The organism is Fusibacter sp. QWL-12 (assembly GCF_058683495.1).
In genome coordinates, this window is the sequence record NZ_CM178745.1 from 2846347 (window position 1) to 2860163 (window position 13817).

Consider the following 13817-nt stretch of genomic DNA (forward strand, 5'->3'; position numbering starts at 1 on the left):
AATTATGATTACAAAACTTGAAATGTTGGTTGATGCAGCTAAACAAGGGAAAACGATGAAGTTAGTCGTTGCTGCTGCACATGATGAGGATGTTCTTGGGGCAATTTGTAAAGCCGCAACCGATAAAATTATCGATCCGATTCTAGTTGGTGACAAAAATGAAATTCTAGCCATTGCCGACAGACAAGGTTTAGAAGTTTCAAATTATGAAATTCACGACATTACCGATTTATATGAAGCAGCAAGGTTTTCAGTCAAGCTTGTTTCAGAAGGTAAAGGTGATTTTCTTATGAAGGGTCTTATCGATACTGCAATTTTATTAAAAGCAGTATTGGACAAAGAATATGGCCTAAGAACAGATCGTTTACTAAGTCATGTAATGATTTATGAAGTACCACATTATCATAAATTAATCTATCTTACAGATGGTGGCATGAATATTGAACCTTCATTTGACGAAAAGGTCAAAATTACAGAAAATGCAATTGATGCTTGTAAAGCACTTGGCAACAAAGTTGTAAAGGTAGCAGCTATTGCGGCTAAAGAAAAAGTTTCAGAAAAGATGCCTACTACAGTTGACGCTAGAAAACTACAAGAATTATGTGAGCAAGGTCATTTTGGACCAAACGCAATTGTAGAAGGGCCATTGGCACTTGACTTAGCAATTTCAAAAGATGCAGCTGCAATTAAGAAATTTAAGAGCGAAGTATCAGGTGATGTTGATATTTTACTTGTGCCTACCATCGAAGTTGGCAATGGTATTGGTAAAACATTGACTTACTTGGCGGGTGCAGAATCCGCAGGAATCATTATGGGTGCTAAGGTACCAGTAGTTTTAACTTCAAGAGCAGACAGTTATGAGGCGAAACTGTATTCAATCGCTCTTGGATCAGTTATTTCAATGAACAGTTAATTGTTTAGAATATGTGTAAGGAGTAAAATAATGAAAGTTTTAATGACGGGGAATGAGGCGGTTGCCAGAGGTGCTTATGAAGCCGGTGTTACTTATGCGAGTGCATACCCGGGTACACCAAGCACAGAGATTTTAGAAAACATGGTCCAGTACAAAGACGATTTAGTAGCTGAGTGGGCACCAAATGAAAAGGTGGCACTAGAAACTGTAATCGGCGCATCTTTAGCGGGTGCAAGAACGATTGCTGCTATGAAACATGTGGGTGTTAACGTTGCAGCAGATCCATTATTTACTATCGGTTACACAGGTGTAACCGGCGGATTGGTTTTAGTTTCAGCAGATGATCCAGGTTGCCATAGTTCACAAAATGAGCAGGACAACAGATACTATGCAAAATTTGCTAAAATTGCAATGTTAGAAGCAAGTGATTCACAAGAATCAAAAGACTACGTCAAGGCTGCTTTTGAAATATCAGAAAAATTTGATGTCCCAGTTTTATTCAGAATGACAACCAGAGTGTGTCACTCAAAAGGTCTTGTTTCTTTAGAAGATAGAAAACCAGTTGAAATTATTCCGTATAAAAAGCAACCACAAAAATTTATCGCTGCACCTGCACATGCTAAAATGTTGCATCCTATTGTAGAAGATAAATTGGTTAGACTTGAGCAATTTTCAAATGAAACTGAGCTTAACAGAATCGAATGGGGTTCTAAAAAAATTGGTATTGTTACTTCTGGGGTTGCATATAATTATGCGAAAGAAGTATTTGGTGATGATGCATCTTACTTAAAGTTAGGTTTCACATTCCCATTGCCTATGGATAAAATCAGAGCATTTGCAAATGAAGTAGAAGTGCTTTATGTAGTTGAAGAGCTAGAGCCATTTATTGAAGATCAAATGAAAGTGGCTGGAATTCCATGTATCGGTAAAGAGAAGATTCCAAGAATTGGCGAGTTAAATCCTGATATCGTTGCAAAGGCTTTATTAGGCATTGAGAGAGAGACGGTTCAACCCAGTCCAGAGCAAATCGTTGGTAGACCGCCTACACTATGTGCAGGCTGCCCTCATAGAGGTTTCTTCTTTGCGCTTAGCAAGAAAAAGAATGTCGTTATAACAGGCGATATCGGTTGCTATACTTTAGGTTCAGCAGAACCACTTAATGCAACAGATTCGGTTATTTGTATGGGTGCATCTATTTCCATGGGACATGGTGCTTCAAAAGCATTTAGCTTTAATAATGTAGATAAAAAAGTGGTATCAGTTATTGGAGATTCAACTTTCTTCCATACAGGGATCAACTCTTTAATTCATGTTGCTTATAATAAAGGCAATACAGTAAGTGTAATCCTTGATAATAGAATCACAGGTATGACTGGACATCAAGAGAATCCAGGAACAGGCTTCACATTACAAGGTGATCCTGCTAATATTATCGATATTCCACAACTCGTTAAGTCAATCGGTATCGAACATGTAATTACAGTAAATCCACTTAAACTTAAAGAAGTTGACGCTGCTCTTGAGGAAGCATTTGCTTACGAAGGACCGTCTGTAATTATCACTAGATGGCCATGCGTTCTTAAAAACTTCTCTGAAGCAGATATTAAGGAATTTGATTTAAGCAAAAAACAATGCCATGTAATTGAAGATCAATGTAAAGGCTGTAGAGTATGTACAAAAACAGGTTGTCCAGCAATCAGTTTTGATAACAAAACTAAAAAAGCTAAGATTGATAAGTACATGTGTGTCGGATGTGAAGTTTGTTTACAAGCATGTCCATTTAAAGCTATTGAAAGGGTCGGTGAATAATCATGTCTGAGATTAAGAATATTCTATTATGTGGTGTTGGTGGTCAAGGTATTATCCTTGCATCAAAAATCCTCGCTACTGGCCTAATTAAAGCAGGTTATGATGTTAAAATGAGTGAAGTTCACGGTATGGCTCAAAGAGGTGGTAGCGTAACAACTCAAGTTAGATATGGTGAAAAAGTTTATTCTCCAATTATTGGAAAAGGACAAGCAGATGTTTTAGTTTCATTTGAAACTATGGAAACACCAAGATGGATTGATTACGTTAAACCAGATGGTAAAGTTGTAATTAATGCCTATCAGATTCCGTCTGCAACCATTTTGTCAGGTGCTGCAGAGTATCCAGAGGGTGTTATTGAGGATCTATCTTCTAAAGTTAATACGACGGTGTTTAAAGCTGCAGAATTAGCTGAAGAACTTGGAAATATCAAAACAATGAATGTGATCATCGTTGGCGCGCTTGTTAAGGCGATGGGGCTCGAGTCGGCAATTGATTGGACAGAGATTATTAAAGAGAACGTAAAAGAGAAGTTTATTGATATCAATATCAAAGCTTTTGAAATTGGTATAAACCAAGTGAACTAGTAGCGATTTATAAATCGTATTATCATAGTAAGAATTACGCCACTGTTATAGTGGCGTTTTCTTTTATAGATAAGTATAGTTTTCTGAATAGTTTTTCTTTTACATTTTAGCTTGACTCAAAAAATAAATGGTGTTATTATAACTAAGCACCTGTCGAGAACACAAAAATGTTTAAGACGAGTGAGTAAAGCGTAATATATAAACATTGAGATTTATGTTAAATCGATGTTAAAAACTTTATGAAAAACTCTAAGAAAGATATTGACAACGAAAACGAACGGTGATATCATAAGAGAGTCGCCGCAAGACATTGCGGACACAAAGGGTAATAAATAGGACCTTGAAAATTGAATAGCGCAAATGAAAAAAACCAAAAAGAATTGAAAAATTCTCGTCAACCTTTTGAGGCTCTAGTAGCAACAAAAGAAGTGATAAAAAACGGAAACGCTTCGCAAGAAATTGAGAAGCAAAAAGCAAGTTAGCTCGTTTTGAGATAACAGGCAAAACTTAAAATTAATTTTAAGAGTTTGATCCTGGCTCAGGATGAACGCTGGCGGCGTGCCTAACACATGCAAGTCGAGCGTGATTAAGTGGAGTGGAGACTTCGGTCAAAGCGAAACTTATGAAAGCGGCGGACGGGTGAGTAACGCGTGGGCAACCTGCCTCATACAAAGGGATAGCCACTGGAAACGGTGATTAATACCTTATAAGTCGGTAGCATCGCATGATGTAGCCGACAAAGATTTATCGGTATGAGATGGGCCCGCGTCTGATTAGCTAGTTGGTAAGGTAACGGCTTACCAAGGCGACGATCAGTAGCCGACCTGAGAGGGTGATCGGCCACACTGGAACTGAGACACGGTCCAGACTCCTACGGGAGGCAGCAGTGGGGAATATTGCACAATGGGCGCAAGCCTGATGCAGCAACGCCGCGTGAGTGATGAAGGCCTTCGGGTTGTAAAACTCTGTCCTATGGGAAGAAACAAATGACGGTACCATAGGAGGAAGCCCCGGCTAACTACGTGCCAGCAGCCGCGGTAATACGTAGGGGGCAAGCGTTATCCGGAATCACTGGGCGTAAAGGGTGCGTAGGCGGCTTATCAAGCCAGGGGTGAAAGGCATTGGCTCAACCAATGTAAGCCTTTGGAACTGATAGGCTTGAGTGCAGGAGAGGTAAGTGGAATTCCTAGTGTAGAGGTGAAATTCGTAGATATTAGGAGGAACACCAGTGGCGAAGGCGACTTACTGGACTGTAACTGACGCTGAGGCACGAAAGCGTGGGTAGCGAACAGGATTAGATACCCTGGTAGTCCACGCCGTAAACGATGAATACTAGGTGTCGGGCGTCAAAACTCGGTGCCGCAGCAAACGCATTAAGTATTCCGCCTGGGGAGTACGCACGCAAGTGTGAAACTCAAAGGAATTGACGGGGACCCGCACAAGCAGCGGAGCATGTGGTTTAATTCGAAGCAACGCGAAGAACCTTACCAGGTCTTGACATCCCTCTGAAGTAGCCTTAGCCGGCTATGTCTTTCGGGACAGAGGAGACAGGTGGTGCATGGTTGTCGTCAGCTCGTGTCGTGAGATGTTGGGTTAAGTCCCGCAACGAGCGCAACCCTTATGTTTAGTTGTCATCAGGTAATGCTGGACCCTCTAGACAGACTGCCGTGGATAACACGGAGGAAGGTGGGGATGACGTCAAATCATCATGCCCCTTATGATCTGGGCTACACACGTGCTACAATGGTCGGTACAACGGGCAGCGAAGTCGTAAGATGGAGCGAATCCTAAAAAGCCGATCCCAGTTCGGATTGTGGGCTGAAACTCGCCCACATGAAGTTGGAGTTGCTAGTAATCGCGAATCAGAATGTCGCGGTGAATGCGTTCCCGGGTCTTGTACACACCGCCCGTCACACCATGGAAGTTGGGGGCGCCCGAAGCCAGTGGCCTAACCGCAAGGAGGGAGCTGTCGAAGGTGAAACCAATGACTGGGGTGAAGTCGTAACAAGGTAGCCGTATCGGAAGGTGCGGCTGGATCACCTCCTTTCTAAGGAGAAATAGACATTTGCGCTGTTCAATTTTGAGGGTCTTAGAGATAAGATGCTTAATTGAATAAAAAGTTACCACCCAATTTTCGAACAAGTCGGAAAAGGAAGCTTAAGAACGAGAAAAACGCTTGAACTTATGCCCTCCTAGAAATCCAAAGGATTTCCCACGTCGGGTTCGATAAATTACGGAGTAATTTATCTCATGGGGGTTTAGCTCAGCTGGGAGAGCACCTGCCTTGCACGCAGGGGGTCAAGAGTTCGAATCTCTTAATCTCCACCATGACAAGTAGTTGATACTTGTGAAAAAACCATGTACCTTGAAAACTGCATATAGAGAAGACATTAAAAAGTGTAGATTTAGATGAGAGTCTAAATCGAAAGAAGTAAAAAACCCGATATTAGTAAAATAATATCAAATGGTCAAGATAATAAGAGCATAGGGCGGATGCCTTGGCACTAGGAGCCGAAGAAGGACGTGGTAAGCTGCGAAAAGCTACGGGGAGCTGCAAGCAAGTGTAGATCCGTAGATATCCGAATGGGGCAACCCGGCTGGAGTAATGTCCAGTCATCCATAACTGAATTCATAGGTTATAGGAAGGGAACTCAGGGAACTGAAACATCTAAGTACCTGAAGGAAGAGAAAACAAAAGTGATTTCCTAAGTAGTGGCGAGCGAACGGGAAATAGCCCAAACCTAAGTCTTCGGACGAAGGGGTGTGGACAGTCGATAAAGTGAAAATGTATCTTAGCAGAACTGCTTGGGAAAGCAGGCCGAAGAGTGTGAGAGCCACGTAAGCGAAAAGAGAAGTATAGCGAGACTGATCCGGAGTACCACGGAGCACGTGAAACTTTGTGGGAAGCAGGCAGGACCATCTGCCAAGGCTAAATACTACCTAGTGACCGATAGTGAATAGTACCGTGAGGGAAAGGTGAAAAGAACCCCGAGAGGGGAGTGAAAAGAACCTGAAACCCTATGTTTACAAGCAATGGAAGTTCGTTAAAGAACGACCATGTACTTTTTGTAGAACGGGCCAACGAGTTACGTTATGCAGCAAGGTTAAGTGCTTCAGGCACGGAGCCGCAGCGAAAGCGAGTCTGAAAAGGGCGAATGAGTTGTATGGCGTAGACCCGAAACCGGGTGACCTATCCATGTGCAGGGTGAAGCGAGGGTAAAACCTCTTGGAGGCCCGAACCCATATCTGTTGAAAAAGGTTGGGATGACATGTGGATAGCGGAGAAATTCCAATCGAACCCGGAGATAGCTGGTTCTCCTCGAAATAGCTTTAGGGCTAGCCTTGAGGTAAAGAGATACGGGGGTAGAGCACTGAATGTCCTAGGGGCTTTCACCGGCTACCGAAGACTATCAAACTCCGAATACCGATATCTTATACTCAGGAGTCAGACTATGTGTGATAAGATTCATAGTCAAAAGGGAAACAGCCCAGACCATCAGCTAAGGTCCCAAAATGTAAGTTAAGTGGAAAAGGATGTGGGATTGCCCAGACAACTAGGATGTTGGCTTAGAAGCAGCCATACATTTAAAGAGTGCGTAATAGCTCACTAGTCGAGTGATCCTGCGCCGAAGATTACCGGGGCTCAAACTTACTACCGAAGCTATGGAATTAGAGTAATCTAATTGGTAGAGGAGCATTGTATACGGGGTGAAGCACGATCGTAAGGACGTGTGGACTGTATAGAAGAGAGAATGTTGGCATGAGTAACGAGAGACGGGTGAGAATCCCGTCCGCCGAAAACCTAAGGTTTCCTGAGGAAGGTTCGTCCGCTCAGGGTAAGTCAGGACCTAAGCCGAGGACGAAAGTCGTAGGCGATGGACAACAGGTAAAGATTCCTGTACCACCGAGAACCGTTTGAGAGAGGGAATGACACAGGAGGTTATGCTAAGCGCACGATTGGTTGAGTGCGTCCAAGCAGCGAGTCTGAGAGGTAGGCAAATCCGCCTCTTGTAAAGGGTGAGCTGTGATGGGGAGTGAAAATAGTAGCGAAGTAGCAGATATCACACTGTCGAGAAAAGTTTCTATCGAGGGAGCAGGTGCCTGTACCGTAAACCGACACAGGTAGGAGAGTAGAGAATACTAAGGCGAGCGAGAAAACTATTGTTAAGGAACTCGGCAAAATGACCCCGTAACTTCGGGAGAAGGGGTGCCATCACAGGTTCAGAGCTAGTGGTGGCCGCAGAGGATAGGTCCAAGCGACTGTTTACCAAAAACACAGGTCTCTGCTAAATCGAAAGATGATGTATAGGGGCTGACGCCTGCCCGGTGCTGGAAGGTTAAGGGGAAGTGTTAGAGCAATCGAAGCATAGAACCGAAGCCCCAGTAAACGGCGGCCGTAACTATAACGGTCCTAAGGTAGCGAAATTCCTTGTCGGGTAAGTTCCGACCCGCACGAAAGGCGTAACGATTTGGACGCTGTCTCAACAATAGACTCGGTGAAATTGTAGTACCGGTAAAGATGCCGGTTACCCGCAGCTAGACGGAAAGACCCCGTGGAGCTTTACTGTAGCTTGGCACTGGATAATGGTATATCATGTACAGGATAGGTGGGAGACTTAGAAGTTAGGACGCCAGTCTTAATGGAGTCACCGTTGGGATACCACTCTTGATATAACGTTATTCTAACTGTAATCAGTTACCCTGATTCAGGACAATGTCAGGTGGGCAGTTTGACTGGGGCGGTCGCCTCCTAAAGAGTAACGGAGGCGCCTAAAGGTTCCCTCAGCGCGGTTGGAAATCGCGCGAAGAGTGTAAAGGCAAAAGGGAGCTTGACTGCGAGAGAGACATTTCGAGCAGGTACGAAAGTAGAGCTTAGTGATCCGGTGGCACCGCATGGAAGGGCCATCGCTCAACGGATAAAAGCTACCCCGGGGATAACAGGCTTATCTCCCCCAAGAGTCCACATCGACGGGGAGGTTTGGCACCTCGATGTCGGCTCGTCTCATCCTGGGGCTGAAGTAGGTCCCAAGGGTTGGGCTGTTCGCCCATTAAAGAGGCACGCGAGCTGGGTTCAGAACGTCGTGAGACAGTTCGGTCCCTATCTGCTGTGGGCGTAGGAAATTTGAGAGGAGCTGTCCTTAGTACGAGAGGACCGGGATGGACAAACCTCTGGTGGATCAGTTGTCTTGCCAAAGGCACAGCTGAGTAGCTAAGTTTGGACGGGATAAGCGCTGAAGGCATCTAAGCGCGAAGCCCCCCTTAAGATGAGATTTCCCATCCAGAAATGGAGTAAGACCCCATGAAGATAATGTGGTAATAGGCCTGAGGTGTAAGTGCAGTAATGCATTCAGCTGACAGGTACTAATAGGTCGAGGTCTTGACCAAATTTTTACTAAAACTTTTAATGAATGATCTGTATGTAGTTTTTAGGGTATATGCCTTAAACTGTTGAAACCATCATTTTATGATGTTTTAATAGAAAGCCTAGTCTATTTACTTCGTAAACAGACCTACGGCAAATTTCACTACGTGAAATTTTATCTAGTGACGATGGCGGAGGGGCAACACCTGTTCCCATACCGAACACAGAAGTAAAGTCCTCCAGCGTCGATGGTACTTAGCGGGCAGCTGCTTGGGAGAGTAGAACGTTGCTAGTTAGAAATTCTCATACTATATGAAAATTTCAAAAGTGCTGATATTTGTTACTTGTGCCTTCACGCAAATTGTATTTGCGACGTCGGCTAATCTTAACAAGTTAAGCTTATTCCAAGGTAGCTCAATGGTGGAGCACTCGGCTGTTAACCGATAGGCTGAGGGTTCGAATCCCTCCCTTGGAGCCATTTATTTATCGGTTGGTATTTTACCAAAGTATTTAGGCCCCTTGGTCAAGCGGTCAAGACACCGCCCTTTCACGGCGGTAACAGGGGTTCGATTCCCCTAGGGGTCACCATTTGGAAGTTTAGCTCAGCTGGGAGAGCATCTGCCTTACAAGCAGAGGGTCATAGGTTCGATCCCTATAACTTCCACCATTTTAATACGCGGGTATGGCGGAATTGGCAGACGCGCTAGACTTAGGATCTAGTGACTGGTTCGTGGGGGTTCAAGTCCCTCTACCCGCACCAATTTGCGGAAGTGGCTCAGTGGTAGAGCATCGCCTTGCCAAGGCGAGGGTCGCGAGTTCGAATCTCGTCTTCCGCTCCACTTGCGGGTGTAGCTCAATGGTAGAGCCCCAGCCTTCCAAGCTGGTTGTGAGAGTTCGATTCTCTTCACCCGCTCCATCGTGATCCATTAGCTCAGTCGGTAGAGCACCTGACTTTTAATCAGGGTGTCCCGCGTTCGAGTCGCGGATGGATCACCATTTTTTTGGCGGCGTAGCCAAGTGGTAAGGCACGGGTCTGCAAAACCCTTATTCACCAGTTCAAATCTGGTCGCCGCCTCCAAAATTTATGCGCTCTTAGCTCAATTGGATAGAGTGTCTGACTACGAATCAGAAGGTTAGGGGTTCGAATCCCTTAGGGCGCGCCATTTAGGTTTTTATAGTATTACAATCGCGGGTATGGCGGAATTGGCAGACGCGCTAGACTTAGGATCTAGTGACTGGTTCGTGGGGGTTCAAGTCCCTCTACCCGCACCATTTTGTGGAAGTTTAGCTCAGCTGGGAGAGCATCTGCCTTACAAGCAGAGGGTCATAGGTTCGATCCCTATAACTTCCACCATTTAATTTCATCTGCGGAAGTGGCTCAGTGGTAGAGCATCGCCTTGCCAAGGCGAGGGTCGCGAGTTCGAATCTCGTCTTCCGCTCCATTTAGACGAACACAATGTGTTCGTCTTTTTATTTACCCGCATTTATATATTTGATTGTAGCTTCTAATGGTATTCTAATATGATTTTATTTTTGCATAAATTGACTTAAGATTAGATATTTGGATATAATAATGATAGAAGAAAGTAGAATGAGTAAAAAAAGAATATAGCAATTTAAGGAGTATAAAATGTCAGTATTTAAAAAATATTTTCCCATTGTAACTTATGCGATAATCCTATTTTGGGGCGTTATGTATTATGAAGTTGTAGCAAAACTCTTATCAAAGTTATTTTCTGTGCTTACACCACTAATAGTTGGAATCGCAATTGCTTTTGTTCTTAATTTGCTTATGAGAAAAATTGAAAAAATGATCAAATCCACTTCTAAGTTAAAAGCTCTACATAAAAAAAGTCGAATGGTTAGTTTATTGTCAACATATCTAATTACATTATTGGCTTTTACACTTATTATTATCTTTATCGTACCGCAAGTAGCGGCGAGTGCTAAAACACTAATTGATAAACTACCTGATTATGCGGTTAAATTGACAGAGTGGGGAACTGATATTTATGAAGACTTAAATTTATCAAGCGATCTCACAGCTCAATTATTTGATAATTTTAAAGAAATTTTTGTAGGACTTTCATCGTTTACAGCAAATACGTTTATTAAAGTGATTGATGTAACTCTAGGAATCACATCTAGTGCATTAATAACATTTATGGGAATAATATTTTCGGCATATATATTGGGGCAAAAGGAAAAACTTATTAAAATAGTATCCGATTTAAATAAAGCGCTTGCACCTAAAAAGGTAAGTAAATATTTAAGTGAGTTAATGCAGATGACTGAAAGAACATTTTCAAAGTTTGTAGGTGGTCAACTCACTGAAGCCATGATACTGGGGACACTTTGTTTTATTGGACTTATATTATTTAAAATACCTTATGCGCCGTTAGTTAGTGTCTTAGTAGCGGTTACTAGCTTGATCCCAGTTGTTGGAGCATTTATTGGAACTGTACCTTCTGTATTAATTATTGCAATGGAAAGTCCATCTAAAGCACTTTTCTTTGTTATTTTTATCGTTATATTACAACAAATTGAAGGAAATCTGATTTATCCAAAAGTAGTTGGCGATGCAATTGGAATTAGTGGCTTTTGGGTATTCTTAGCGATTACTGTAGGTGGTGGATTGTTTGGTATCCCTGGAATGCTATTAGGTGTTCCTTTAATGGCAGTACTTTATACAGCTTCAAGTAAAGCGGTTAAGAATAGACTAAAACATGTTGGTGAAAATAATTAAATAAATCAAAACAAACAAAACAAGCAAAAAGAGAATTACAATTACATCTAAGAATGTGTAACAATAAATAATAGCGTGTATTACCATCTTACTAGTAAAAATTTGGAGGGAAGTATGGAAGATAGAGTTCAAGAGACTAAAGGCCTATTTTACAATCTTTTTAAAGAAAATATTATTGAAATCCTTCCTTGTGGTAATCATGAGCTTAAACGCAATTTGGTCTATCATGTGAGGGTTTCAAGTGATCACTATATTATAAAGTATTTTTATAAACCGCTAAAAAGAGATCGTGAAATCAACATACTTCCTCAAACCTACGCATTTAATCCTCTTAGAGTTTTGCATCAAGGCGAGTTAGAAGATGGTACTGAGTGGATTATTTATAATTACATTGAAGGATGGCTTTTAGATCATATCCTTGATGATTTAGATTTAGATCAGAAAAGGGCAATTTTTGAGCAAATTGGAATTAAACTGGCAAGACTTCACAGTTTGAAATCTTTTGATTATTTTGGAGATTTGAAAACGGAAAAGCAAAGTAAATGTTCATCTTATAAATCATTTATAATGGAGGATACTGAGCGTTTAATCAAGAATATTAATGATCAAGATTTATCGAGTATACCTGAGATAAAAAGAGCAATTATGGTCATTAGAAAGGAATATGATAACATAAGAGTTCTTACAGAAGGTAGATATTGTCATAGAGATTTAGATGGAAGAAATATTATTATTAAAATGAGTATAGAAGAAGGTTTAACTTTAGAATCATTCTTAGATTTTGAAAAGACGGTCATTTATAATGAGTATTATGACATTGTAAATCTGTATAGAAGATATTTTCTAGTTGAACCAAAGCTAATTCCACATTTTTTTAAAGGTTATACGAGTGTTTTGCAGGTGGATGACAGCTTCAACAAAGAACTGAGATTTAATCTCTATAGATTAGGGATTGATTTATGTAGTTGGTCCAAAACTTTGTCAGACAAATTTTTTGAGCATACCATTGAGTATCTCAATGTGTTGATTCATAAGGACGAGCATTTGAGTAATTACTATTATTGCAAGTAAGTTAACTTACTTCAAATAGGTTAGAAAAAATAAAAGCGTCTACATTGTGTAGGCGCTTTAATCATTTAAATTATAATTACGAACATAGAAGTGAATAACTATAAGCCATTAACTATAAGCCATTAACTTCAAAATATCTATGAACCTCTTCTAAAGCTTGTTGCGCTTGATTCTGATTGATAATACAAGAAATTTTTATTTCTGATGTAGAAATCATTTCAATATTAATACCTAACTCATAAATCTTACCAAATAGTCCAGATGCGATTTTTACATCTGACGTAATGCCAGTACCGACAATGGATAGCTTCGCAACATCTTTTTTAATTAATATTGGAGAAGCACCGACCTCATCGACAAAGGCTTCAATTGTAGGGATAATTCTATCAATATCTTCGAGTGGTACAGTAAAACTAATATCGTTGAACCCATCGTGATTTAAGTTTTGTAGAATCATATCAATGTGAACATTCAAATTTATAAGAGAAGAGAATAGTTTATAAGCAATACCTGGTCGATCCGGTACGTTTGGTACAGAGATTCTCACTATATCTTCGTCTAACGTAACACCTCTTACTTGTGCTTTTTCCATTTCTTTCACCTCGATTATTTCTGTCCCGTCATTAGTAAAATCAAAGGTTGATCGAACAACTAACGGCATATTGTTTTTTCTTGCAAGCTCTACAGATCTAGGATGCATTACGCCAGCACCTAACTTAGCCATTTCAAGAATTTCATCATAGCTAATTGTAGGTAGCAATTTAGCTGTACTGACCATTCTAGGGTCAGCGGTATAGATACCAAGGACGTCAGTATAAATTTCACATTTTGCTGCATTTAAAGCGACTGCAATAGCTACCGCTGTCGTATCGGAACCCCCACGTCCTAACGTCGTAATTTCAAGTGCATCTGTATATCCTTGAAATCCAGCAACAATTACAATTTGATCATCATTCAAAGCATCTTGAATTCTGTGAGGATCTATTGAGTCAATTTTCGCTTTCGAAAAGTACCCGTCTGTGTGAATACCACCTTGATACCCTGTTAATGATACCGCTTTATAGCCGTATTCGTCAATAGCCATCGCCAATAATGCCACAGAGGTTTGCTCACCAGTAGCCAAAAGCATGTCAAGTTCGCGTTTGGGTGGGTTTTTATGAATTTGTCGTGCAAGTGTAATTAATTGATCAGTAGTATCTCCCATAGCTGAGACGACAACTACAACATGATGACCTGCCTGTTTTGTTTCTATAACACGTCGGGCAACGTTTTGAATACGTTCAACACTACCGACGGATGTTCCGCCATATTTTTGTACTATGATATCCATAA

Annotated in this window: 7 protein-coding genes, 13 tRNA genes and 3 rRNA genes; 22 read left to right on the top strand and 1 reads right to left on the bottom strand. The window is 41.4% G+C overall.

Going from position 1 to position 13817, the window contains the following annotated elements; translation table 11 throughout:
• Nucleotides 1-4: 4 nt before the first annotated feature.
• The 22 genes from AC4PID_RS13610 (at nucleotide 5) to AC4PID_RS13715 (ending at nucleotide 12485) form a co-directional block, all read left to right on the top strand.
• On the top strand, nucleotides 5-913 hold the full coding sequence (locus AC4PID_RS13610; protein WP_492132556.1) for a bifunctional enoyl-CoA hydratase/phosphate acetyltransferase: 909 nt from the start codon (nucleotides 5-7) through the stop codon (nucleotides 911-913).
• Nucleotides 914-943: 30 nt separating this feature from the next.
• Nucleotides 944-2722 carry an indolepyruvate ferredoxin oxidoreductase subunit alpha gene (gene iorA / locus AC4PID_RS13615; RefSeq protein ID WP_492132557.1) on the top strand — a complete coding sequence of 593 codons (1779 nt, stop codon included), beginning with the start codon at nucleotides 944-946 and terminating at the stop codon, nucleotides 2720-2722.
• A 2-nt stretch (nucleotides 2723-2724) separates the two neighbouring features.
• The gene (locus AC4PID_RS13620; RefSeq protein WP_492132558.1) at nucleotides 2725-3306 is read left to right on the top strand and encodes an indolepyruvate oxidoreductase subunit beta; all 582 of its coding nucleotides are present in this window, start codon (nucleotides 2725-2727) and stop codon (nucleotides 3304-3306) included.
• A 347-nt stretch (nucleotides 3307-3653) separates the two neighbouring features.
• The gene (locus tag AC4PID_RS13625) at nucleotides 3654-3788 is read left to right on the top strand and encodes a hypothetical protein (protein ID WP_492132559.1); all 135 of its coding nucleotides are present in this window, start codon (nucleotides 3654-3656) and stop codon (nucleotides 3786-3788) included.
• A 33-nt stretch (nucleotides 3789-3821) separates the two neighbouring features.
• A 16S ribosomal RNA gene (locus tag AC4PID_RS13630) occupies nucleotides 3822-5353 on the top strand.
• 205 nt (nucleotides 5354-5558) lie between these two features.
• Nucleotides 5559-5634, top strand: a tRNA-Ala gene (locus AC4PID_RS13635).
• A 138-nt stretch (nucleotides 5635-5772) separates the two neighbouring features.
• Nucleotides 5773-8691, top strand: a 23S ribosomal RNA gene (locus AC4PID_RS13640).
• A gap of 155 nt (nucleotides 8692-8846) precedes the next feature.
• A 5S ribosomal RNA gene (gene rrf, locus AC4PID_RS13645) occupies nucleotides 8847-8963 on the top strand.
• Together the 16S, 23S and 5S rRNA genes with 13 tRNA genes alongside form the textbook arrangement of a ribosomal RNA operon.
• 108 nt (nucleotides 8964-9071) lie before the next feature.
• A tRNA-Asn gene (locus AC4PID_RS13650) sits at nucleotides 9072-9146 on the top strand.
• A 35-nt stretch (nucleotides 9147-9181) separates the two neighbouring features.
• Nucleotides 9182-9256: transfer RNA gene (locus AC4PID_RS13655), tRNA-Glu, on the top strand.
• A gap of 3 nt (nucleotides 9257-9259) precedes the next feature.
• Nucleotides 9260-9335: transfer RNA gene (locus AC4PID_RS13660), tRNA-Val, on the top strand.
• A 9-nt stretch (nucleotides 9336-9344) separates the two neighbouring features.
• Nucleotides 9345-9428: transfer RNA gene (locus AC4PID_RS13665), tRNA-Leu, on the top strand.
• 4 nt (nucleotides 9429-9432) lie between these two features.
• A tRNA-Gly gene (locus tag AC4PID_RS13670) sits at nucleotides 9433-9507 on the top strand.
• Nucleotides 9508-9510: 3 nt separating this feature from the next.
• A tRNA-Gly gene (locus AC4PID_RS13675) sits at nucleotides 9511-9584 on the top strand.
• 4 nt (nucleotides 9585-9588) lie between these two features.
• A tRNA-Lys gene (locus tag AC4PID_RS13680) sits at nucleotides 9589-9664 on the top strand.
• A gap of 7 nt (nucleotides 9665-9671) precedes the next feature.
• A tRNA-Cys gene (locus tag AC4PID_RS13685) sits at nucleotides 9672-9746 on the top strand.
• Between the two features lie 8 nt (nucleotides 9747-9754).
• Nucleotides 9755-9831 (top strand) — tRNA-Arg (locus AC4PID_RS13690).
• 25 nt (nucleotides 9832-9856) lie between these two features.
• Nucleotides 9857-9940, top strand: a tRNA-Leu gene (locus tag AC4PID_RS13695).
• A gap of 6 nt (nucleotides 9941-9946) precedes the next feature.
• Nucleotides 9947-10022 (top strand) — tRNA-Val (locus AC4PID_RS13700).
• Between the two features lie 13 nt (nucleotides 10023-10035).
• A tRNA-Gly gene (locus AC4PID_RS13705) sits at nucleotides 10036-10110 on the top strand.
• Nucleotides 10111-10298: 188 nt separating this feature from the next.
• Nucleotides 10299-11414, top strand: a complete 1116-nt coding sequence (locus AC4PID_RS13710) for an AI-2E family transporter (protein ID WP_492132560.1) — start codon at nucleotides 10299-10301, stop codon at nucleotides 11412-11414.
• A gap of 114 nt (nucleotides 11415-11528) precedes the next feature.
• On the top strand, nucleotides 11529-12485 hold the full coding sequence (locus AC4PID_RS13715; protein ID WP_492132561.1) for a phosphotransferase: 957 nt from the start codon (nucleotides 11529-11531) through the stop codon (nucleotides 12483-12485).
• 112 nt (nucleotides 12486-12597) lie between these two features.
• Here the strand turns inward: AC4PID_RS13715 and AC4PID_RS13720 are convergent, their stop codons facing one another.
• Complete coding sequence (locus AC4PID_RS13720; protein ID WP_492132562.1) at nucleotides 12598-13815, bottom strand: aspartate kinase; 1218 nt, start codon at nucleotides 13813-13815, stop codon at nucleotides 12598-12600.
• Between the last annotated feature and the right edge of the window lie 2 nt (nucleotides 13816-13817).

Coding starts and splice junctions, on each gene's coding strand:
- AC4PID_RS13610 (WP_492132556.1), top strand. CDS start 5: ATGATTACAAAACTTGAAATGTTGGTTGATGCAGCTAAACAAGGGAAA.
- iorA (WP_492132557.1), top strand. CDS start 944: ATGAAAGTTTTAATGACGGGGAATGAGGCGGTTGCCAGAGGTGCTTAT.
- AC4PID_RS13620 (WP_492132558.1), top strand. CDS start 2,725: ATGTCTGAGATTAAGAATATTCTATTATGTGGTGTTGGTGGTCAAGGT.
- AC4PID_RS13710 (WP_492132560.1), top strand. CDS start 10,299: ATGTCAGTATTTAAAAAATATTTTCCCATTGTAACTTATGCGATAATC.
- AC4PID_RS13715 (WP_492132561.1), top strand. CDS start 11,529: ATGGAAGATAGAGTTCAAGAGACTAAAGGCCTATTTTACAATCTTTTT.
- AC4PID_RS13720 (WP_492132562.1), bottom strand. CDS start 13,815: ATGGATATCATAGTACAAAAATATGGCGGAACATCCGTCGGTAGTGTT.